At 68.9% G+C, this 20,766-nt stretch carries 16 protein-coding genes; 6 read left to right on the forward strand and 10 right to left on the reverse strand.

What is annotated here, in order from left to right; genetic code table 11:
- Positions 1-192 precede the first annotated feature (192 nt).
- Positions 193-1,254: an efflux RND transporter periplasmic adaptor subunit gene (locus AC1DMQ_RS01730; RefSeq protein WP_477031827.1), complete on the reverse strand. Its 1,062-nt coding sequence runs from the start codon at positions 1,252-1,254 to the stop codon at positions 193-195.
- Positions 1,255-1,488: 234 nt separating this feature from the next.
- Between AC1DMQ_RS01730 and AC1DMQ_RS01735 the strand changes: the two genes are divergently transcribed.
- Both AC1DMQ_RS01735 and AC1DMQ_RS01740 read left to right on the forward strand, forming a co-directional pair.
- Positions 1,489-2,121 (forward strand): TetR/AcrR family transcriptional regulator, encoded by a 633-nt coding sequence (locus AC1DMQ_RS01735; RefSeq protein WP_477031828.1) that lies wholly within the window; start codon positions 1,489-1,491, stop codon positions 2,119-2,121.
- A 70-nt stretch (positions 2,122-2,191) separates the two neighbouring features.
- Positions 2,192-2,389, forward strand: coding sequence for a hypothetical protein (locus AC1DMQ_RS01740; RefSeq protein WP_477031829.1), 198 nt, complete (start codon positions 2,192-2,194; stop codon positions 2,387-2,389).
- A gap of 183 nt (positions 2,390-2,572) precedes the next feature.
- On the opposite strand, the gene AC1DMQ_RS01745 is transcribed toward AC1DMQ_RS01740, so the two are convergent.
- Positions 2,573-3,616: an alpha/beta hydrolase gene (locus AC1DMQ_RS01745; RefSeq protein WP_477031830.1), complete on the reverse strand. Its 1,044-nt coding sequence runs from the start codon at positions 3,614-3,616 to the stop codon at positions 2,573-2,575.
- A gap of 249 nt (positions 3,617-3,865) precedes the next feature.
- Between AC1DMQ_RS01745 and AC1DMQ_RS01750 the strand changes: the two genes are divergently transcribed.
- The gene (locus AC1DMQ_RS01750) at positions 3,866-4,759 is read left to right on the forward strand and encodes an EamA family transporter (RefSeq protein WP_477031831.1); all 894 of its coding nucleotides are present in this window, start codon (positions 3,866-3,868) and stop codon (positions 4,757-4,759) included.
- A gap of 106 nt (positions 4,760-4,865) precedes the next feature.
- On the opposite strand, the gene AC1DMQ_RS01755 is transcribed toward AC1DMQ_RS01750, so the two are convergent.
- Together AC1DMQ_RS01755 and AC1DMQ_RS01760 are read right to left on the reverse strand one after the other, a co-directional pair.
- Positions 4,866-5,798, reverse strand: coding sequence for an iron-containing redox enzyme family protein (locus AC1DMQ_RS01755; RefSeq protein ID WP_477031832.1), 933 nt, complete (start codon positions 5,796-5,798; stop codon positions 4,866-4,868).
- An 84-nt stretch (positions 5,799-5,882) separates the two neighbouring features.
- Complete coding sequence (locus AC1DMQ_RS01760; RefSeq protein WP_477031833.1) at positions 5,883-6,164, reverse strand: hypothetical protein; 282 nt, start codon at positions 6,162-6,164, stop codon at positions 5,883-5,885.
- A gap of 236 nt (positions 6,165-6,400) precedes the next feature.
- Between AC1DMQ_RS01760 and AC1DMQ_RS01765 the strand changes: the two genes are divergently transcribed.
- Positions 6,401-8,299, forward strand: coding sequence for a potassium transporter Kup (locus tag AC1DMQ_RS01765; protein WP_477031834.1), 1,899 nt, complete (start codon positions 6,401-6,403; stop codon positions 8,297-8,299).
- Between the two features lie 25 nt (positions 8,300-8,324).
- Here AC1DMQ_RS01765 and AC1DMQ_RS01770 read toward each other — a convergent pair whose 3' ends face one another.
- The 3 genes from AC1DMQ_RS01770 to AC1DMQ_RS01780 form a co-directional block, all read right to left on the reverse strand.
- Complete coding sequence (locus tag AC1DMQ_RS01770; RefSeq protein ID WP_477031835.1) at positions 8,325-10,157, reverse strand: ABC-F family ATP-binding cassette domain-containing protein; 1,833 nt, start codon at positions 10,155-10,157, stop codon at positions 8,325-8,327.
- 149 nt (positions 10,158-10,306) lie between these two features.
- The gene (locus tag AC1DMQ_RS01775; protein WP_477031836.1) at positions 10,307-10,966 is read right to left on the reverse strand and encodes a transposase; all 660 of its coding nucleotides are present in this window, start codon (positions 10,964-10,966) and stop codon (positions 10,307-10,309) included.
- Between the two features lie 255 nt (positions 10,967-11,221).
- Complete coding sequence (locus AC1DMQ_RS01780) at positions 11,222-14,041, reverse strand: TonB-dependent receptor (RefSeq protein WP_477031837.1); 2,820 nt, start codon at positions 14,039-14,041, stop codon at positions 11,222-11,224.
- A gap of 569 nt (positions 14,042-14,610) precedes the next feature.
- On the opposite strand from AC1DMQ_RS01780, the gene AC1DMQ_RS01785 reads away from it, so the two are divergent.
- Positions 14,611-17,076: a response regulator gene (locus AC1DMQ_RS01785; RefSeq protein ID WP_477031838.1), complete on the forward strand. Its 2,466-nt coding sequence runs from the start codon at positions 14,611-14,613 to the stop codon at positions 17,074-17,076.
- A 37-nt stretch (positions 17,077-17,113) separates the two neighbouring features.
- Here AC1DMQ_RS01785 and pbpC read toward each other — a convergent pair whose 3' ends face one another.
- On the reverse strand, positions 17,114-19,255 hold the full coding sequence (pbpC, locus tag AC1DMQ_RS01790; RefSeq protein WP_477031839.1) for a multimodular transpeptidase-transglycosylase PbpC: 2,142 nt from the start codon (positions 19,253-19,255) through the stop codon (positions 17,114-17,116).
- Positions 19,256-19,309: 54 nt separating this feature from the next.
- On the opposite strand from pbpC, the gene AC1DMQ_RS01795 reads away from it, so the two are divergent.
- On the forward strand, positions 19,310-19,795 hold the full coding sequence (locus AC1DMQ_RS01795; RefSeq protein WP_477031840.1) for a YcgN family cysteine cluster protein: 486 nt from the start codon (positions 19,310-19,312) through the stop codon (positions 19,793-19,795).
- On the opposite strand, the gene AC1DMQ_RS01800 is transcribed toward AC1DMQ_RS01795, so the two are convergent.
- The gene (locus tag AC1DMQ_RS01800) at positions 19,777-20,502 is read right to left on the reverse strand and encodes a hypothetical protein (RefSeq protein WP_477031841.1); all 726 of its coding nucleotides are present in this window, start codon (positions 20,500-20,502) and stop codon (positions 19,777-19,779) included. The genes AC1DMQ_RS01795 and AC1DMQ_RS01800 overlap by 19 nt on opposite strands.
- Before the next feature lie 17 nt (positions 20,503-20,519).
- Positions 20,520-20,726 (reverse strand): hypothetical protein, encoded by a 207-nt coding sequence (locus tag AC1DMQ_RS01805; RefSeq protein WP_477031842.1) that lies wholly within the window; start codon positions 20,724-20,726, stop codon positions 20,520-20,522.
- Between the last annotated feature and the right edge of the window lie 40 nt (positions 20,727-20,766).

Genomic DNA, 20,766 nt, shown 5'->3' on the forward strand with positions numbered 1-20,766 from the left:
GCGCCAACCGCATTCCCTCAACGCCCGTCATTCCCGCCCTTGTGGCGGGACCCCCTCGTTCAGCGGACGGTGAAGCGAAATGGCGCGCTGGCGCGCCACACCTCTGCACCTGCGGCGGACAGAGGGGTTCCCGCCACAAGGGCGGGAATGACGGCTGATAGGTGGAGGAATTATTGGGAAAGGCCACGCCCCTCATTTGCCCGCCACCTTCCCCAGCGCCTTCGGATCGGTCACCGTCACCCGGTCGCCGTCCGAGACGAAGCCGGCGCCGGCGGTGATCACCCGGGCGCCGTCGGGCAGGCCGGAGACCAGGGCGTCGTCGCCGTCGAAGCCGCCGAACTGGACGGGGGTGCGGCGGACGCGGCCGTTGTCGAGGCGCAGCACGGCCGCCTTGCCGCCCGAGGCCTCGAGCACCGCCTCGGCGGGGATGCGGGCGAAGGCCGGGCCGGTAGTCGCCGCCACGCGGCTGGCCAGGCGGGCGGTGGCGATCTGGCCGCTGCGCAGCTCGGGGCCATTCTTGTTAGGGGGGCCGGCGACCTCGATCTCGACCGTCACCGCGCCGGTGCGGGCGTCGGCCGACTGGCCCACGCGGGTGACGCGTCCGGCCAGCACCTGGCCGGGAAGCGCGTCGACGCTCACCTCGACCGGCGCGCCGATCCCGATCCCGGCCACGTCGCGGTCGGGCAGGGGCACGCGCAGCACCAGGGGGCTGGCGAGGTCGGCGACGCTGACCACCGCCTGGCCCGGCTGGACCACCTCGCCGGCCTGGGCCCGGCGCTCCAGCACCACCCCCGAAGCGGGCGAGACAAGCTGCGCCCAACGCCGGTCGAAGGCGGCGGCGTTGTAGGCGGCGCCGGCCGAGCGCACGGCGCTTTCGGCGTCGTCCAGCCGGGCCTTGGCGACATAGCCCTTGGCGTAGAGGGTCTTGGCGCGCTCCAGCTCGCGGCGGGCCTTGTCGAGGTCGGACGACGAAGCCTGCTGGCGGGCGTCGACGGCGGCCGGGTCGATGGTGGCCAGCACCTGACCGGCCCGGACGCTGTCGCCGGCCTCGACGTTGACCTTGGTCAGGACGCCGGCGATGCGGAACGACAACGCCATCTCGCGGCGGCGCTCCAGGGTCCCGGTGGCGGTGACGCCGCCGGACGCGCGCGGGGCGCTGACGGCGACCGCCTCCACCGCCTGGGGCGGCGGCGGAGCGGCGGGGGTCTTGGCGGGGCCGCAGCTCGCCAAGGCCAGGGCCAAAACGGCTGTCATCCCGGGCGTAGCGAAGCGAAGACCCGGGACCGCCGGAAGCGCTGAGCCCAGGCGTCGGTCCCGGATCGGCGCGCTGCGCGCTTGTCCGGGATGACAGCCGTCTGCGCCGCTCGCGAGATCCTCGATCCGTCCACGCACAGTCTCGCCCCTCGACTATCGATCAGTGATAAGTTATCAGTGATAGATTATCGCGGCTTGTCAAGCCGGGTCGAGCCTGGGAAAGGCTGGAACACGATGAAGCCGCCGCAGGTCCGATCTCCCCGAAAGCCCAAGGGTCAAGGCGCCGAGCGCCGCGAGGAGATCCTCGACGCGGCCCTGAAGCTGTTCGCCGCCAAGGACGTCCACGCGGTCTCCACCCGGCAGATCGCCGAGGCGGCCGGGATCAGCCAGCCGGCGCTCTACGCCTATTTCGCCACCAAGGACGACCTGATCGCCGAGCTGTGCGTGCGGGCCTTCGCCACCCTGTTGGCGCGGATGGCGGCGGGCAGGGCGGACTGGACCCCGACGCCCGAGGCCTTCGACAGGGCCATGCGGACCTATATCGATTTCGGCCTGGAGCAGCCCGACGCCTATCGCGTGGCCTTCATGGTCGAGAAGAGCCACGACGGTTCGTTCCACGCGCGGACGGGCGGGCGGCCGATGGCGGCCGGGATCGAGGCGTTCCAGTGCTTCGTGTCGATGATCGCCGACCTGCACGCGGCGGGGCTGACGGCCGACGACGATCCCCTGCGCCTGACCCAGACCCTGTGGGCGGGCCTGCACGGCCTGACCTCGCTGCTGATCGCGAGGCCGGAGTTCCCGTGGGTCGAACGCGAGGCGCTGATCGCCGGGCACATCGCGATGCTGCGGCGCGGGGCGCTGAGGTAGGAGAGGGTTTCGGAAGGGGCGATCAACCCCTATATCCGCGCCTCATTCCGCGAATACCCAGGACTTCATCATGGCCAAGCTGCAGCTTCTCGACACTTTCAGCCTGCAGGAAACCGAGGACGGCTACCGCCTGCTGGTCTCGGCCGTCGGCGGCGAGGCGCTCTATGTCTCGATCACGGCGGACCAGATGGACGACATCATCGAAAGCCTTGAAGCGGCCATGGGCGGCGAAGAGGAAGAGGGCGTCGAGGAAGACGAGGCGTTTTAGGGCTTAGCCAGAGCGCGCGTCCTCCGCCCCCTCGCCGCGACAGGTGATGAAGTCGCCAGGTGGGGGCAAGTGGGTGAGCCACGGTCCTCGTCAGACGCCATAGCGGCGAATACTTGCCCCCTACGGGTCGCTGCGCGACCGTCTTCCCCCAAAGGGGGAAGAGGACGTCCAGGCTGCCCCCCCTCACTCCTCCTCCGTCAGCACCTGGCCGTTGATCAGCTGGGCGCCCAGCATCTTCACCACCTCGGGGCTCTGGGCGAACTTGCCGTGGTTGAGCTTGTCGCCGGCCTTCAGCTTGGTCAGGTCGATGACGGTGATGTGGCCGTTGGCCTCCAGCCGCGAGCGGAAGGGTTCCTGGGTCGGGTCGATGGCCCCCAGGCGCAGCAGGTTGCCGGCCAGCAGGCGCGAGATCAGCAGGGCCCGGTCGTCGCGCGACACGAAGATGGTGATGTGCGGCGGGTTCGGGCCCAGGGCGTAGAACTGCTGGCTGAACACCTGCGGGTCGATGTCGGGCGAGGCCAGCACCACGTTGTTGAGCTTGGGCGGCAGGCCGCCGCGCCGGATGGCCAGCTGGCGCAGGGCCTCCATGGTCAGGTAGGTGCCCATCGAGTGGGCCACCACGGTCATCTCCTTGACGTCCGGCGCGTCGGCCGCCTTGGCCAGGGCCTCCTCCAGGGCGTCGCGCGAATAGATGGCGCTGTCGCGGTCGTACTCGTAGTCGAACAGCTTGCCGCGCGAGGGCCAGGTGAACAACAACGGCGCGGCGTCGGCCTTGGAGTCGGCGACCAACTGGGCGAAGCGGTAGACCGACGACTCGAAGCGGGTGTTGAAACCGTGGACGAACACCAGCAGCCGCGCGTGCTTGCCGCCCATGCGGTTGAACCAGGCCAGGGTGTTCTCGCGGCTGGACGGCGCGACGCTGACGGTGGTGAACTCGGTGGCCGGATCGGGCGCGGCGCCCTTGGGCCATTCCACCGCGCCGACCTTGTGGTTGGGCGGCACCGAGACGACGATCTCGGCGCCCGAGGCGCTGTTGTCGCGCTCGCCGCCGTAGATCACCCCGGGCGCGGGCGAGGCGGCGCGGGTGGTGACCACCAGCATGTCGATCTGGGTCGCGTCCGGCGCAGAGGCGGCGGTCGGGATCAGGAAGCCCTTGGGCGTGCTCCCGCAGGCGCCCAGCAGGAGCGTGGCGGCCAGGACGGCGGCATATCGTCGGACGGCGGCCACGGGCGGTCTCCTGGCGTGGCTCCATCCTGGCTGACGCAGGACAGGGGTAAATGGGGCGATCTGCTGAGAGGTTCAGGGGAACAGGACCAGTTTCAGTCCTCCGCCCCCTATGGGGGCGGACAGGCGACGAAGTCGCCAGGTGGGGGCAAGTAAGTGAGCCTCCGTCCGGCAGGTGAACACTTGCCCCCTACGGGCCTTCGGCCGTCTTCCCCCATAGGGGGAAGAGGCGCGCCCTGCTAGAGACGCCGAATGTCCCGCTCTGCTTCCACCTCGCCCTTCCGCGCCGCCTTGCCCTATGTCTGCCTGGTCGGCGCCATGGTGTCGCTGTGCGCCGGCACCTCGTTCGCCAAGACCCTGTTCCCGCTGGTCGGGGCGCAGGGGACCAGCGCCTACCGCGTCGGCTTCTCGGCCCTGGTGCTGTGCCTGATCTGGCGGCCCTGGCGCTTCCCCCTGGCTCGCAAGGACCTGATCGCCGTGGCCGCCTACGGCGCGGTGATGGGGGCGATGAACCTGTGCTTCTACATGGCCATCCGCACCATCCCGCTGGGCCTGGCCATCGCCATCGAGTTCACCGGGCCGCTGAGCCTGGCGATGATCCACGCCCGCAAGCCGATCCACTTCCTCTGGATCGCCCTGGCGGTGGCGGGCCTGGCCCTGCTGCTGCCGCTGGGCGACACCAGCCTGAACCTCGACCCTGTGGGCGTGGGCTTCGCGGCGGCGGCGGCGGTGTTCTGGGCGCTGTACATCGTGGCCGGCCAGCGGACCGGACACCTGCACGGCGGCCGCTCGGTGGCCCTGGGCATGACCACGGCGGCCCTGGTCGTGGCGCCGTTTGGACTGGTGACGGCGGGCGCGGCCCTGCTGAGCCCGGTCGCCCTGGGCCTGGGCCTGGTGGTGGCGGTGGTCTCCAGCGCCATCCCCTATTCGCTGGAGATGGTCGCCCTGCGCGGCATCTCCAAGCGCAGCTTCGGGGTGATGCTGAGCCTGGAGCCGGCGGTCGGCGCCCTGGCCGGCCTGCTGCTCTTGGGAGAACAGTTGGCCCCCCGCCAATGGCTGGCCATCGGCTTCGTCATCGCCGCCTCTGTGGGCACGGTGGCGACCGACCCGTCGCGCAAGCAGCCCGAGGCGCCGCTGCACGACTAGAGTCGGGGACATGCGCTTGCGCGTGTCCCCAACCTCATCCTCGGCATGAGCCGGCTGGCGCAGCAGGTGCTGCTGGGGACACGCAGCAAGTGCATGTCCCCGGCCGTCATTCCGCCGCGTAGACCACGGGATGCACATGCGCCCACAGGTGCGCCCGATACGTGTCGAAGCACTGCTCGCCGCAGATCAGCCGCATGACCGCGCCCTCGGCGATGAACCTCGCGCACTCCGGAAACTCCGTGACCAGGGGATGCAGGGCCTCGGCGTTCCAGGCCTTGGAGTGCTCGATGTCCAGCTGGGCGTGCAGGGCGAAGTACTTGCGGGCCGAGGGCGAGACGCCCAGGCGCTTGAGGCCGGCGTCGACGCAGGCCACGCGGCCCGGCGCGGTCAGCTCGACCACGCCCAGGGCGCCGATCGACTGGTAAGTGTAGCGCCGGGTGGTGGCGAAGGCGGTCATGGTGTTGGCCAGGGCCAGCGACTGCCACAGGGTGGAGTCGATGGTCGGCGTCAGGCCCAGCACCTGCGTCGTGCGGGTCAGCATCGGGCCATGCATGCCGGCCGCCGCGCCCCGGCCCATCTCGTCCCAATAGTTGCGGGCCAGCTCCAGCTTGGCGCGGTCGCTGACCTTGACCTGGGTCATGGCCACCAAGTCGTCGAAACCGGCCTCGCCGGCCGCCTCCTGGGTCAGGAACCACTTGATGTCCTCCAGGCCCGCAGCGCCTTCGAGCCAGTCGAACAGCGGGTCATCCTGGCCGGGGCCTGTCTCGCGCAGATCCTCGAACCAGGCCACGAAGTCGTCGGCGTTCGTCGGCACGCCGGCGACCAGGGGCAGGATGTGGTCGCGGAACTGCTCGACATAGTCGCCCTCCAGCCGCTTCATCCGGGCCTCGTCCGAGACCGCGTTGCGCCAGTCGGGATCGGGCGTCCCGACCGCCAGGCGGCGGTGGTTCCAGTGGGCCAGGCCCCGGTGCAGGGCCTCGGCGTCGGGGAATTGCGGGCTGAAGGCGCCGATGCGCGCCAGTCGTTCGCCACCAAACACGGCGTGCTCCTAGGTCGTTTGCGGGGTCGAGACGGAAAAGGCCGCCCCCGCGAGGAGGCGGCCAGAGCCGTTAGGTCGCGCGGATCAGCGCTGGTCGGTCTTGCCGGGCTGGATGGCGCCGGTGTCGACGCCGCCTTCCAGGCCGTCGTCCAGGCCTTCGACGGGCGTGCCCTCGACGCCTTCGTTGAGGCCGTCGTCACGGCGCTCCCCCTGCCGTTGCTGCTGGCCCGGCGCATTGCGCGCGGCGTCGTCCTGCTGCTGCTGCGGGGTGCGGGTCTCGCCCTGCTGGTTCTGCTGGTCGGATTGCCGGCGTTGATCGTCGGACGGTTGTTGTTGCAGACCTTCGCGATTGGCTTCGTCGCCCATGGTGGTCGCTCCCTGATACGCGCCGGAGGCTTCCGGCGGGGAGATGAACGAGGTGGAACGACGGTCGTTCCTAAGTCGAAAAAGCGACAAAAGCTGCGCAAAAGTCACGCTTCGCCCAGATCGGGCGCGTTTCCGGCGATCTTTATAGGTCCCTTATGCCCGCGGCCTGAATCCACATGGCGCCCTTATGCCGACCGCCTGTAGGCCACCGCTCCCTGCGACGGACGCTAAGCCTCATGGCCCATACCTCACCCGAGCCCGCCACTCCGGAGGCGCGCGCCGCCCGGTTCGGGGCCCTGTGGCTGGGGGCGATCGGGGTGGTGTTCGGCGACATCGGCACCAGCCCGCTCTACGCCATGCGCGAGGCCCTGGTCCACGCCCACGGGATGGATCCGAAGGTGGCGATCTTCGGCGTGGTGTCGCTGGTATTCTGGGCCCTGACCCTGGTTGTCACCCTGAAATACGTGGTCATCGTCATGCGGGCCGACAACGGCGGCGAGGGCGGCACCCTGGCCCTGATGGCCCTGGCTCAGAACGCCCTGAAGAAGCGCTCGGCCTGGCTGGTGCTGCTGGGCATCGTCGGTGCGGCGCTGTTCTACGGCGACGGCCTTATCACCCCGGCGATCTCGGTGCTGTCGGCCGTCGAGGGCCTGACGACCGCCCCGGTGATCGGCGCCCACTTCGCGCCGTTCRTCCTGCCGCTGGCGGCGATCATCCTGCTTGGCCTGTTCGCCGTGCAGTCAAGGGGCACCGAGGCAGTGGGGAGGTTCTTCGGGCCGATCACCCTGGTCTGGTTCGTGACCCTGGCGGCGCTGGGCCTGCCGTTCGTGCTGCAGCGGCCCGACATCCTGCTGGCCTTAAGCCCGGTTTACGCGGTCAAGCTGCTGGCCGCCGACGGCCTGCTGGGCGTGACGATCCTKGGCAGCGTCTTCCTGTGCGTGACCGGGGCCGAGGCGCTGTACGCCGACATGGGCCATTTCGGCAAAGCCCCGATCCGCGCCGGTTGGCTGATGGTGGCCCTGCCGTGCCTGATGCTGAACTATCTGGGCCAGGGCGCGCTGTGCCTGATCCGCCCGGCCGCCATGGAGAACCCGTTCTTCGGCCTGATCCCGCACGCGGTCTACTGGCCGGTGATCTTGCTGACCACGGCCGCGACCATCATCGCCAGCCAAGCGGTGATCACCGGGGCCTTCTCGGTCACCCAGCAGGCGGTGCAACTGGGCCTGCTGCCGCGCATCGATATCAAGCGGACCAGCGAGACCGTGGCCGGCCAGATCTTCGTGCCGCAGGTCAACATCGCCCTGGCGGTGGGCGTGCTGTTCCTGCTGTTCATGTTCCGCACCTCGTCGAACATGGCCTCGGCCTACGGGGTGGCGGTGACCACGACCATGGTCGTCACGGTGGCCCTGCTGTTCGTGGTGGCGCGCCGCCACTGGAGGTGGCCGCTGTGGGTCTGCGTGGCGCTGCTGGCCCCGTTCCTGGCGCTGGACCTGGTGTTCCTGGGCTCCAACGCGCTGAAGATCGCCGACGGCGGCTGGGTCCCCCTGGCGGCGGCCGGCGCGATCGTGCTGGCGATGTGGACCTGGCGGGCGGGCAGCGACCTGTTGCACGGCAAGGTGCATCGCGACTCGGTCTCGCTGACCGACCTGATCGCCAGCCTGCGGGCCAGGCCGCCGCATCCGGTGCCGGGCACGGCGATCTTCCTGACCTCGGACCCGTCCGCGGCCCCGGTCGCACTGCTGCATAATCTCAAGCACAACAAGGTGCTGCACGCCGAGAACGTGGTCATGACCGTGCGCACGGCCGACCAGCCGCGCGTCGCCGAGAAGGACCGGATCGAGATCGAGGTCCTGGGCCCCGGTTTCAAGCGGGTGACCGTGCACTACGGCTTCATGGAGACGCCGCACATCCCGCGCGCACTGGGCAGCTGCCGCCGGCGCGGCCTGGTGTTCGACCTGATGTCGACCTCGTTCTTCGTCGGCCGCCGCACGGTGGTGGCCTCGCCCGGGGTGGGCATGCCGCTGTGGCAGGACCGGCTGTTCATCTGGATGGTCCGCAACGCCGCCGACCCGATCGACTTCTTCCACATCCCGGCCGGACGGGTGGTTGAGATGGGGTCGCAGGTGGTGGTCTAATCCTCTCCCATGGGGAGAGGGCCCCTTACCCCGCCATCGTCTCGCGCTTTTCCTCCAGCGCCAGCCAGTCCTCTTCCGCCGTGGCCAGGTCGGCGCGGGCCTTGTCGAGGGCCTTCATCAGCTTGTCGAAGCCGGCCGGGTCCTTGGCGTAGAGGTCGGGGTCGGCCAGCTTGGCCTCCAGGTCGGCGATGATCTTGGGGCTGGCGGCGACCAGGGCCTCGCACTCCTCCAGGCGCCGCTGGTCCTTGTAGGACAGCTTGACGGTCTTCTTCGGCGCCGGCGGGGCGGCGGGGGTGACGATGGCCTTGTGCGAGCCTGTGCCGGTGGCGAAGTCGCCGGCCGCGCCGCGGGCGCCCTTGAAGAAGTCCGGGGCCTGGTCGATCAGGTCGCTCCAGCCGCCGGGGGTCTCCAGCACCTTGCCGTGGCCGTTCATGGCGATGGTCGAGGTGGCCAGGCGATCGATGAAGTCGCGATCGTGGCTGACCAGGATGAGGGTTCCCTCGAAATCGGCCAGCACCTCTTCCAGCAGGTCCAGGGTGTCCATGTCCAGGTCGTTGGTCGGTTCGTCGAGGACCATCAGGTTGGTCGGCGTCGCCAGGGCGCGGGCCAGCAGCAGGCGGTTGCGCTCACCGCCCGACAGGCTGGTGACCGGCTGGCGCAGCTGGGCCTCGGTGAACAGGAACTCCTTGGCGTAGCCGGCCACGTGCTTGGGGATGCCGCGCACCAGGATGGAGTCGCCGCCGCCGGGGGTCAGGAAGTCCCACAGCGTCATCTTCTCCGACAGCGCCATGCGGTTCTGGTCGACGTAGGAGATCTCCAGATTGGTGCCCAGCTTGATGTCGCCGGCGTCGATCGGGATCTCGCCCAGCAGCATGCGCACCAGGGTGGTCTTGCCGGCGCCGTTCGGGCCGACCAGGGCCACGCGGTCGCCGCGCAGGATGCGGGTGGAGAAGTCCTCGACGATCACCCGGTCGCCGAACTTCTTGGTGACGTGCTTGGCCTCGACCACGCGCTTGCCCGACGTGCCCGAGCTCTCGACGGCCAGGGTCATGCTGCCGCGCTTGTCGGCCTGCAGGTCGCGCTTCTGGCTGCGCAGGTCCATCAGGGCCCGGCGGCGGCCTTCGTTGCGGGCCCGGCGACCCTGGACGCCGCGCGCCAGCCAGGCGTTTTCCTTCTCCAGCTGCTTGTTGAGGCGACGCTCCTCGTCGGCCTCGGCGGCCAGCACCTGCTCGCTCCAGATCTCGAACTCGGCGAAGCCCTTGTCCAGGCGACGCACCTTGCGGTGCTCCAGCCAGAAGGTGCGCTGGGTGACGCGGTTCAGGAAGGCGCGGTCGTGGCTGACGATCAGGGCCGCGCACTTGGAGCCGGCCAGCTCCTCTTCCAGGGTCTGGATCGCGAAGATGTCCAGGTGGTTGGTCGGCTCGTCCAGCAGCAGCACGTCGGGCTGTTCGGCGAACGCGCGGGCCAGGGCGGCGCGGCGGCGCTCGCCGCCCGACAGGCCCACCGTGCTCTTGGCGTAGTCCAGGCCGAAGTCGGCCAGGGTGGCGTGGGCCTCGTAGTCCTCGGCGCCGCCGGCCGTGCAGTAGTCCAGCAGGGTCTCGCCGGTGATGTCCGGCTCCTGGCTGACATAGACGATCTTGGCGCCCGGCTGGGCTGCGCGCTCGCCGCTGTCGGCCTCGACGCCCTGGGCGGCCAGGATCTTCAGCAGGGTCGACTTGCCCGCGCCGTTGCGACCCACCAGGCAGGCGCGCACCCGCGGCTCCAGCGCCAGGTCCACGCCGTCGAACAGCGGCTTGGCGCCATCGGCGAGGCGAACGTCCTTGAGAGCCAGGACAGGGGCGCGAGTCGGGGAGGCCATGATCGGGAGGTCTTACTGTCGGCGAGGAGTGAGGAGATGGGGGCGTATAGCAGGGCCGGCGAGAGGGCGGGGGGTTTTCTTGTCGCGGGGCGGGGGACGCACACTCACCCCACGGCCTGAGTAATCTTGGCGAAGGTGGGGACACACACTCACGGCAAGGCGCCGACCGATCCGGCAGAGGCTTGAGGGTGAGTGTGTGTCCCCTGTGTCGCCCGCTGCCAGGCCGTTGATCCCAGCGGACGGCCGGTTCGCGTGGCGTCGCGCAGCAGATCATATCCTTCTTCGGGAGCGTCGAGATCGAAGAAGGTCGTCATCTGCGCGCCCAGGAGTTCCGCGAGTGGTCCGGGCGTCAGTAGGGGATCGGCCTTTCCGGACAGGTGCGCGCTCACACTGGACCAAGGCCAGTCGACGGCCCGTCTGGCAAGTCCAGCGCGTACGGGGTTGAGGCCAACATAGCGGGCGCAAAGCCTCAGGTGGGCCTCGTCCATCGGAACCGAGGCGAACCGGCCCTGCCAGAGATAGCCCGACCAGCCTTCACGTCGATTGATGTGTCGGGCATAGCGGACGTGGGTGGCGCCGACCGCGTGGGCCAGGCTGGCTTCATCCTCGGGCGTGGCGATCAAGTGAACGTGGTTGGGCATCAGACAATAGGCCCAGACCTGTACACGGGCTTCGGCGAAGGCGCCGGCGGCGATCCTCAGATAGGTGGCATAGTCGTTGACGCCGAAGAAAGTCGACTGCCGTCGGTTGCCCCGCTGGGTCACGTGATGCGGAACGCCGGGGAACACCACGCGCGCCGTCCTGGGCATTTGACGAGTCCTCTCCGAGGAGGGTGAACGATGTTCTCTTTTTGTTCTTAAGTCAAGAATCGCCTTGGGTGAAGGTGGGGACACACACTCACGGCAAGGCGCCGACCGATCCGGCAGAGGCTTGAGGGTGAGTGTGTGTCCCCTGTGTCGCCCCCAGTCCCCATCGCCCCAAAGAAAAAGGGGCCGCCCTTGCGGACGGCCCCTCCATCTCATCGGGGTTCGTACTGGTGACCCCGTAAGCGAGATCTCTCTCGACTAGTACTTCAGGCGGACGCCCACCCGGAAGTAGCGGCCCACGATGCCCGATTGCGAGTAGGTCGGGTTCCAGTTCACCGCGGCGTAGTTGGCCGGGTTGAACATCGGGCCGGCGTCGAACAGGTTCATGACGTCGGCGTAGACGCTGGCCTTTTCGGTCACGTCGTAGGCGCCCGTCAGGTCGACGGTCGTGAACGACTTCACGCGGCAGTAGAAGTCGTCGTCGCCGTACAGGCAGCCGTTGGCGGCGCTGTCGTCGACTTCGCGCATGCCGCTGACGTAGTTCATCGTGCCGGTCACGTGGATCGGACCGTGCTCGAAGGTGTTCGACCACGACAGGCGGTTCTTCGGGGTGCCGGCGCCCGACGACAGAGCGTACGGCGCTTCCTTGCCGACGTAGTTATAGGTCGTGCCGTCCTGCGTGTACTTGAAGTCGAACAGGGTGGTGGCGTCCAGGTTCGTCGTCCACTTCACGTCGTACGGCAGGTAGAAGCTGGCCTGGACGTTGAGGTCCAGACCGCTGGTGACCAGCGAGTCGGCGTTGATGTAGGGCGAGGCGATCGACAGCACCCGGCGCTGGGCGGTCGGGTGGTCCGGGTCCGCGGCGTCGGCGACGACGGTGTAGCCGGCCGGGATGGCCTGGCCCGAATAGTAGGCGTCCAGCGCCACGCCCGGAGCGGCCTGGGCGATCACGTCGGTCTTCTTGATGTGGTAGTAGTCCAGCGAGACGCTGAAGTTACGCGTGGGAGCCCACACCGCGCCGAACGTATAGCTGGTCGACTTTTCCGGCTTCAGGTCCGGGTTGGCCGTGGTGATCTGCGAGAGCGAGTAGTCCTTGGTGTACTCGTTGTCGCCGTGGGCGGCGCGGAAGGCGTCGAACGAGGCGTCGTCGAACGAGAACGTCGTGAAGCCCTGGGCGGCGGAGTCGCCCGATTCCGAGAAGCTCGGAGCCCGGAAGCCCTTCGACACCGTACCGCGGATCGCGATTTCCTTGGTGGGCGAGAACTTCACGCCCAGCTTCGGCGAGAAGTTGTCGCCGAAGTCGGAATAGTGGTCGTAGCGACCCGAGGCGTTGACTTCCAGCTTGTCGGTGATCGGCATGCCCAGTTCGGCGAAGGCCGAGGCGACCGTGCGGTTGCCGATGGTCTTGGCGTTGCCCAGGCCCTGGGCGTCGTTGACCGGGTTCAGGGCCGGATCGTTGGTGGCCTCGTAGCGGAACTCGCCGCCCAGACCCAGCTGAGCGTCGCCGCCCGGCAGGGCGAACACGCTGCGCGAAGCCTGGAAGCTGATCGAGTCCAGGTCCGAGGTCGAGGTCTTGGCCAGGGTCGGCGACAGGGCCTTGCGGACCGCGGCGCTGTTCTTGGACGGATCGATGAAGTTGTACGAACCGTCGGCGATCACCTTCATCAGGTTGTCGTAGCTGACGAAGCCGTTCTGGGCGCTTTCCAGCCAGCCGTGGGCGATCACCAGGTTGGCCTGGTAATCCCAGTCCATGGCCGAGCCCTTCACGCCGCCGACCATGCGGGCCATGCGGTTGGTGAACTCGGCGTCGGCCGGCAGGTCGCTGAAGCGGTACTTGATCAGGGCGTACTGACCGGCCGCCGCGAACGGGTTGTTCGGGTTCAGGCTGCCGTCGGTCAGGGTGATCGGCAGGACGATGTTGCTCAGGTTATGCGGCGTGCTGGACGAGATCGGAACCGGGGTGCCGGTGACCGAGGTCTTGCTCTGCACGAAGCTGCCCGACAGGTAGGCCTCGAGGTTGTCGTTCGGCTTGATCGTGAAGCGACCGTAGGTGGCGATGCGCTCCTGCTTGGGCTGGACGTCGCCGAAGGTGGCGATGTTCTGGGCGCAGTAGCTGCCGATCGAAGCGCCGGTGTCGTCGTCCAGGCGCGGATCGACGGTCAGCGGGGCGTCGGGGGCGCAGGCGCGCAGCGGACGCCACTCGTTGCCGAGGCCGCCGATGGCCTGGCCGCTGGCCAGGTTGCCGGCTTCGGTCAGGATGGCCGGCTTGACGTTGCCGTAGAAGGTGCTGCCGCCCGCTTGGGGATTGTTGTTCTGGCCGCCGGGGATCGAGGTCAGGTCGTTGGTGTTGAACGGGAAGCCGCGCTGGTCGATGCGGATGCGCTTGTCCAGCTGGTACTCGAAGTCGCCGTAGACGTTGTACTTGTCGGTATCCAGGTCGCCGTAGCCGAAGTCGGCGCTGAAGCGGTACTGGTCGCCGCCGCCGTGTTCGCTGGTGCCGATCGAGGCGTCGGCGCTCATGCCCTGGTAGTTGGACTTCATGATGATGTTGACGACGCCGCCGATGGCGTCGGCGCCGTACAGCGACGAGGCGCCGTCCTTCAGGGTCTCGATGCGCTCAACGGCGTTGAACGGGATCGAGTTGAGGTCGACGAACGCCTTCTGGCCGTCGTCGGCCAGCGGGTAGTTGGCGTTCCGCAGGCCGTCGATCATCACCAGGGTCGAGTTGACCGATAGGCCGCGCAGCGACACGCCGGTCGAGCCGGCGGCGAAGCCGTTGCCGAAGGCGGCGGGGATCGAACCGGAGTTGTCGGCCGACAGGCTGCGGATGGCGTCGGCGATCGTGGTGATGCCCTGGGCCTTCAGCGCCTCGGTCGTCTGGACCGTGACCGGCGACGGGGTCGCGGTGTCGGTGCGACGCAGCAGCGAACCGGTGACGACGACGGCTTCGACTTCGTTGTCGGCCGGGGCGGCCGGCTGGGCGGCTTCTTGAGCCTGGGCGGCGAAGGCGGCGAAGGTGGCGGCCCCCGCGATCATCGTCGTCGCGAGCAGACGCCCGCGGGTGATGTGCAATTTCATGTCGGTCCCTCCGGGCGCTCAGAGCTTGGCCTCATCGACCCGCTCGTCCCGTCGCCCTGTCAGTTTCAGGTTTCCCGGAGGACCTCCGTCCCCGGTTGCCGTTGGGATAGGAGCCGTCAAAGACGCCCGTCAATCGTGGACGCTGTTATGTAATCAATATGTCGAAGACCTGTCACATCCAAGCAACGGCCGATACCCAAATGCGGCGAGAATAGGACTTTTAGGTGTCAGCGGCGCAATGAGGCGTAGATAAAACACCGATATCTAAGCTTGACTGTAATGAATAAGGTTCGAAGAACTTGGTGATCTGAGCTGAATCCTTACAGGCCTGCAACTATTGTAACAATGCTCATCGAAAGTCGATATTCCGAGATCGATTATCGATACGTGTAACCGCACAAAGCGAGTCTCTGGAGGGCTCGAACCGCTCGATCTGCCCCCGGCAGCGACCGTTCGTCGCAACCACGGTTAAGCTCTTGGCCACCCCGTTGCGGCACAACGTGGGGTTCGGGTCGGGGGAAACCGTGAGCACTGAGACAGACTTGCCGGAACCGTGCCCAGCGCACGGCGTGGACACGTTCGAGAAGGCTGACAGCGGTGTCTCCGCGACGTCCGCGCGTCGCCGGTCGTGGACCCGCCACGGGGCCGAGCTGTGCCTGATCGTCCTGTTCGTCCTGACCGCCGCGATCATCGGCTTCCAGCACCAGCTGTTCGACCGCGAGATCGTGGTGACCGACGCCACCGCCGCGAACTACGGCTACAGCGGCTATGCCGACCAGGTGGTCGGCGGCAGCTCCACCTTCAAGGCGGCCGCAAGGCCGCTGACCTGGTCCTGCGACCTGAAGACCGGCGGGTCGGCCTCGCTGTTCTGCGGCTATGAGGTCGTGCTCGACGGCAACGGCGCGCTGCCCGGGGTCGACCTGCGCACGCTGGACGCCATCGCCCTGACGATCGACTACGACGGCCCGGCGACGGCCCTGCGGTTCTATCTGAAGAACCAGGACCCCCGGTACAGCACGATCGGCGACCGCTCGACCGCCAAGATCAACAAGGTCGAGTTCTCGGTCCGCAAGGGCCGCCAGACCGTGGTGCTGGGCCCGCGCGACTTCAGCGTCGCGGAGTGGTGGCTGTCGGGCAAGCACTTCGCGCCCGAGTTGGCCCGCACCCAGTTCGACGACGTCGTGGCGGTCGAGGTGTCCACGGCCACGACCGCGCCGCCGGGCCGCTACGCCATGCGGATCGAGTCGCTGGTCCTGCGCCGCTCCAGCATCGCGCCGGCCACCCTCTACCTGATCATCCTGGCCTCGTGGGCGGTGGCGATCGTCTTCTACATGGCCGTGCGGGTCGAACGCGCGCGCCGCGACACCCAGGACAAGGAGCGGGCGCAAGCCGAGGCGAGGACCGCCCTGGCCGCCGCCAAGTCGGCCGCCGAGCGGGCCAGCGAGGCCAAGTCCGACTTCCTGGCCCATATGAGCCATGAGCTGCGCACGCCGCTCAACGCCGTGCTGGGCTACGCCCAGTTGCTGGAGCGCCGCGCGCTGGCCCCGGCCGACCTCGGCGCCGTGCGGACCATCCATCGCAGCGGCGAGCACCTGCTGTCGCTGATCACCGACCTGCTGGACCTTTCGAAGATCGAGGCCGGGCGCATGGAGCTGCGGGCCGGGCCCGTGCGGCTGCGCCAGGCGATCGCCGCCGTCGCCGAGATGGTCCAGGTGCGGGCCCAGGAGAAGGGCCTGGCCTTCCAGTGCGTGGTCGACGACGACGCGCCCGAGGCGGTGCTGGCCGACGACAAGCGGCTGCGCCAGATCCTGCTCAACCTGCTGGGCAACGCGGTGAAGTTCACCGGCGAGGGCCGGGTGTCGCTGCGCGTCTCGGTGCTGGACCAGGACGCCGAGGCCGCGACCCTGCGCTTCGAGGTGCAGGACAGCGGTCCGGGCATCGCCGAGGACGAGCTGGAGCGCATCTTCCAGCCCTTCGAACAGGTCGGCGAGATCCAGCGACGCGAAGCCGGCACGGGACTGGGCCTGGCCATCAGCGGGCAGCTGGCCGGCCTGATGGGGGCGACGATCCAGGTGCAGAGCCGCCTGGGCCAGGGCGCCTGCTTCTGGTTCGAGGCCCGCTTCCCCCTGGCCGACGCGCCGCAAGCCGGCGCCGCCCCGGCCCTGGCCGACATCCGCGGCTACGCCGGCGAGCGCCGCCGCCTGCTGGTGGTCGACGACAACCCCGACAACCGAGACCTGCTGCGCGACCTGCTGCTGCCCCTGGGTTTCGAGATCGAGACCGCCGGCGACGGCCGCGAGGCGGTGCGGCTGGCTCAGCTCGTCCGGCCCGACCTGATCCTGATGGACCTGAAGATGCCGGTCATGGACGGCCACGAGGCCACGCGCCTGATGCGCCTGATCGAGCCGCTGAAGGACGCGCCGATCATCGCCGTGTCGGCCAACAACGCCGAGGAGGCGCGGGCCACCTCGCGGCTGGCGGGAGCCGACGACTTCGTCAGCAAGCCGATCGAGAGCGACGAGCTGCTGGGCGCCATCGGCCGGGCGCTGGACCTGGAGTGGGTCCTCGCCGACGGGGCCCGGGCCGCGCCGCAGGCCGAGGCCGAAGAGGAACCGGCGGTTGCTCCTTCGCGCCGCCTGCGGATCCTGGCGGCCGAGGACAATTCGGCCAACAAGGCGCTGCTGCACGCCATGCTGCAGGGCCTGGACGTTGACCTGCGGATGGCCTCGAACGGCGCCGAGGCGGTCGAGGCCTGGACGGCCGACGACTTCGACCTGGTGCTGATGGACGTGCGGATGCCGGGCATGTCCGGCGTCGAGGCCACCCGGGCCATCCGCTCGGACGAGGCCCGCACCGGTCGCCGCCGCACCCCGATCGTCGCGCTCTCGGGCGACGCGCTGGACCACCACCAGGTCGAATACCGAGCGGCCGGCATGGACGCCTGCCTCGCCAAGCCGATCGAGTTGCGCCAGCTCTACGCCCTGATCGCGGCGGTGGCCGACGAGCGGCTGCCGCAGCTGGAACTGGCGGGGTGATGGGTTCCTAGAACCCCTCTCTCCATGAGAGATGGGTCTAGTAAGGCAGCTGCTCCGGCGCCGTTCCGGCCGCCGGGGGCGCGGCGGGATCCGGAGCCACGGGCTCCAGTTCCGAGGCCGAGCGGGCGAACTCCGCGCCGAGGGTCTCGTAGAAGCCGTTGCGGGGATCGGGCGTCGACAGGGGTTCCGGATCGGGCAGCAGCCAGGGGAAGTCGCGCACCGCCAGCCCCTCGTGGGCGGCCAGCATGAAGCGCCGCCAGATGCTGGCCGGGATGTCGCCGCCGACCACCCGGTTCATCGGCCGGTCGTCGTCGTTGCCCACCCAGACGCCGGTCACGTAGTCGGGCGTGAAGCCCACGAACCAGGCGTCGCGCCAGTTCTGGCTGGTGCCGGTCTTGCCCGCCGCCGGCCAGCCGAACGCCGCGCGCCTGGCGGTGCCGACCTCGACGACCTTCTTCATCATCTTGACCATCATGCTGGCCTTGCTGATGTCGTAGACGCTGGCCGGAGCGGCCGGGACGGTGTGGCTGAAGATCGGTTCGCCGCCTTGGGTGGAGATGCTCTCGATCACGTAGGGCTGGACGCGGACGCCGCCCTGCTGGAACACCTGGAAGCCCGAGGTCAGCTGCAGCAGGTTCACCTCATAGGCCCCCAGCGCCACCGACAGGTCGGGGTTGGAGGGCAGGGTCGTGATCCCGAACCGCCGGGCGAGATCCCCGATCGCCGGACCGCCGGCCTCCTGGGCCAGCTTGACGGCGATGGTGTTGATCGAGTTGACCAGGGCGTCCTGCACGGTCATCGGACCGCGATAGCCGCCGGCGTAGTTCTCGGGCTTCCAGTCGCCGAACTGCACGGGCCCGTCCACGCGGATGTCGGTGGGCATGACGCCCTTCTCCAGGGCCGCGGCGTAGACGAACGGCTTGAAGGTCGAGCCCGGCTGGCGGCGGGCCTGGACGGCGCGGTTGAACGGGCTCTCGACATAGTCGGTCCCGCCCACCATCGCCCGCACGGCCCCGTCGGCCGACAGCGACAGCAGGGCCGCCTGCCGGGCCCCGGCGCTCTCGCCGCCGACGGCGATGGCCTGGCGGACGGTCTGGACGCCCACGTGCTGCAGGCGCGGGTCGATGGTCAGGCGCACCACCAGGTCGGGGGCGTTCTGGCCGGCGATGCGCACGGCCTCGCCGGTGGCGTAGTCCAGCACCCAGCCGTAGTCGCCCTCGTCGGCCACGGCCAGCGGCGACAGCTTGGGCGTGTCGTCCAGCGCCCGGCTCTCCTGCTCGGCGGTGATCCAGCCCTCCTTGCGCATGTTGGCCAGGATCAGGCGCGAGCGGGCCAGGGCCGGGCTCATGTCGCGGGTCAGGGCCAGGCGCGAGGGCGCCTTGAGCAGGCTGGCCAGCAGGGCGGATTCCGACAGGGTCAGCTGGCTGGCCGGCTTGTTGAAATAGGTCTGGGACGCGCCGTCGACGCCATAGGTGCCGGCCCCGAAATAGACCCGGTTCAGATAGAGCTCCAGCACCTCGTCCTTGGTCAGCACCCGCTCCAGCTTCCAGGCCAGGTACATCTCCTGCACCTTGCGCTTGGTGATCCGGTCGGGCGTCAGGAACATGCCCTTGGCCAGCTGCTGGCTCAGGGTCGAGGCGCCCTGCACGGTGCGGCCGGCCCGGTGGTTGATCCAGGCGGCGCGGACGATGCCGTAGGGGTCGATGGCCCCGTGCTTGTAGAAGCGCTTGTCCTCGGCCGCCAGGAAGGCCAGCGGCACGTAGTTGGGCACCGCGCCCAGGGTGATGCGCTGGCCGTAGCGCGGGCCCCGGGTGGCGATCACCTGGCCGTTGCGGTCCTCGAACCGGATGCCCGGCGCGCGGTTCACCGCGAACAGCGCCTCGCGCGACGGCAGGGGCGGGGCGTCGCGCAGGTACTTCCACCAGACATAGCCGGCGCCCGACGCGGCGGTCAGCAGCATCAGCAGCACGACGACGGCCAGGGTCCACCAGATCCAACGGCCCTTCTTGGCCTTGGCGTGCTTCAAATCAGCGCGGAACGGCTCTTCCGGCGGCCTCTGCGGCGGGGGCTCGGACGGGGGCGGAGGCGGCGGCGCGGACGCGAATTCCTGAGGCCGCGCGGGCTGTTGGCCCGCCGGCTTGTCGTCGAAGCGATAGGGCGGCAGCGTCCAGTCGTTCAAGTCGGCCCCATGGTCCCGTTTGGTCTTAAGCTAAATTGGGTTTAGGACGCCGCGATGATGGCGCGCAAACCTTTCTGGGAGACGAAGTCCCTAAACCAGATGACCGTCCCCGAGTGGGAGAGTCTATGCGACGGCTGCGGCCTTTGCTGCCTGGTTCGCTTCGAAGACGAAGACACCGGCGAGATCATCCCCACCAGGGTGCATTGCCAGCTGTTCGACGAGCACCGCTGCAGCTGCAAGGACTATCCCAACCGCCGCAAGACCGTGCCCGACTGCATCAAGCTGACGCCGCACAATATCGAGACCCTGGAATGGATGCCGCCGTCCTGCGCCTATCGCCGGCTGCACGAGGGCAAGACCCTGCCGCTGTGGCATCCGCTGATCACCGGCGACCCGGAAAGCACCCACAAGGCCGGCATCTCGGTGCGCGACCAGACGGTGTCGGAGCTGTCGTTCGACGACCCCGAAGACGCCCTGGACTTCGTCGCCACCGACCTGATGTACGACAAGAGCGACGTGATCTACGACCCGGAAGACTGAGGGCTCGGTTCCGTCGGGCAGACGCCCCTTATCGCCTCGATCGCCTCGCCGATCCTTTGAAGCCGCGCGGGCAGGTCGGGCATGTTCGAGCGCGCCAGGTCGCCGCCGAAGATGTACTGCTCATCCGCCGAGACGATGGCGCAGCGTAGACGGTTCCCCTCCTGCCCATAGTCCCGGCACTGGCTCAGGCGGCGCTCGTCGGCGAAGGCGTAGGCGTCTCCGGGGCCGAGATAGGACCTGAACGACAAGGCGTTGGGCGGCCACAGGTCGACACGCCGAAAGATCCCCGTTTCGATGTTGTCCTTGATCCTCTCCGGCGTCAGGCCTCGCCAGCCGAAGCCTTCGCCCGGCGGGCGCGACCATCCGGAGATCCAGATCCGCAGTTGATCGGGATCCTCGTCGTCCGTCGGCGCGGCGGGTTCGCCGACCGTATCGCCTGGGGCGGCGATCGTCAGCGTCAGCGGCTGGCCCAGCGGCGTCGCTTTCCAGGGCGGCGACAGGCGGGAGACGTCCAGGCAGGAGCCGTCCCGCAGGCGCAGGGCCGTGGGGCCGACACGCACGCCGTTGGCCTTTTCCCAGGCCTCGATCTTGGGCGCGATGTCCTCGATGGCGGAGCCCGTCTCGGGCGTCTTCCGCTCCGAACAGCCGGCCAGCGCCATCAGGGCGACAGCGACGACGGCGAGAGCGTTCGGTCTAACGGCGCCCATGGCGATTTCTCCCAGACCTACAGATCGGCCTCGGCCTCCAGCGCCGGCCAGGGGACGAAGGCCAGCAGCAGATAGCCGACGAAGGCGCCGCCCGGGATCAGGGCCAGCAGCACCCACCACGGCGAGAAGCCGGCGCGCTGAAGAATCCGCACGCCGGGCCACAGGAAGGCGGCGCCGAACGCGATCGCCGTGCTCAGGACGATCAGCCAATGCAGCCAGGACATGGTTCCCATCGCGACGCTCCCCGAATCCGATGGTCAAGCT

The sequence above is a fragment of the Caulobacter sp. 05L422 genome (assembly GCF_056397765.1).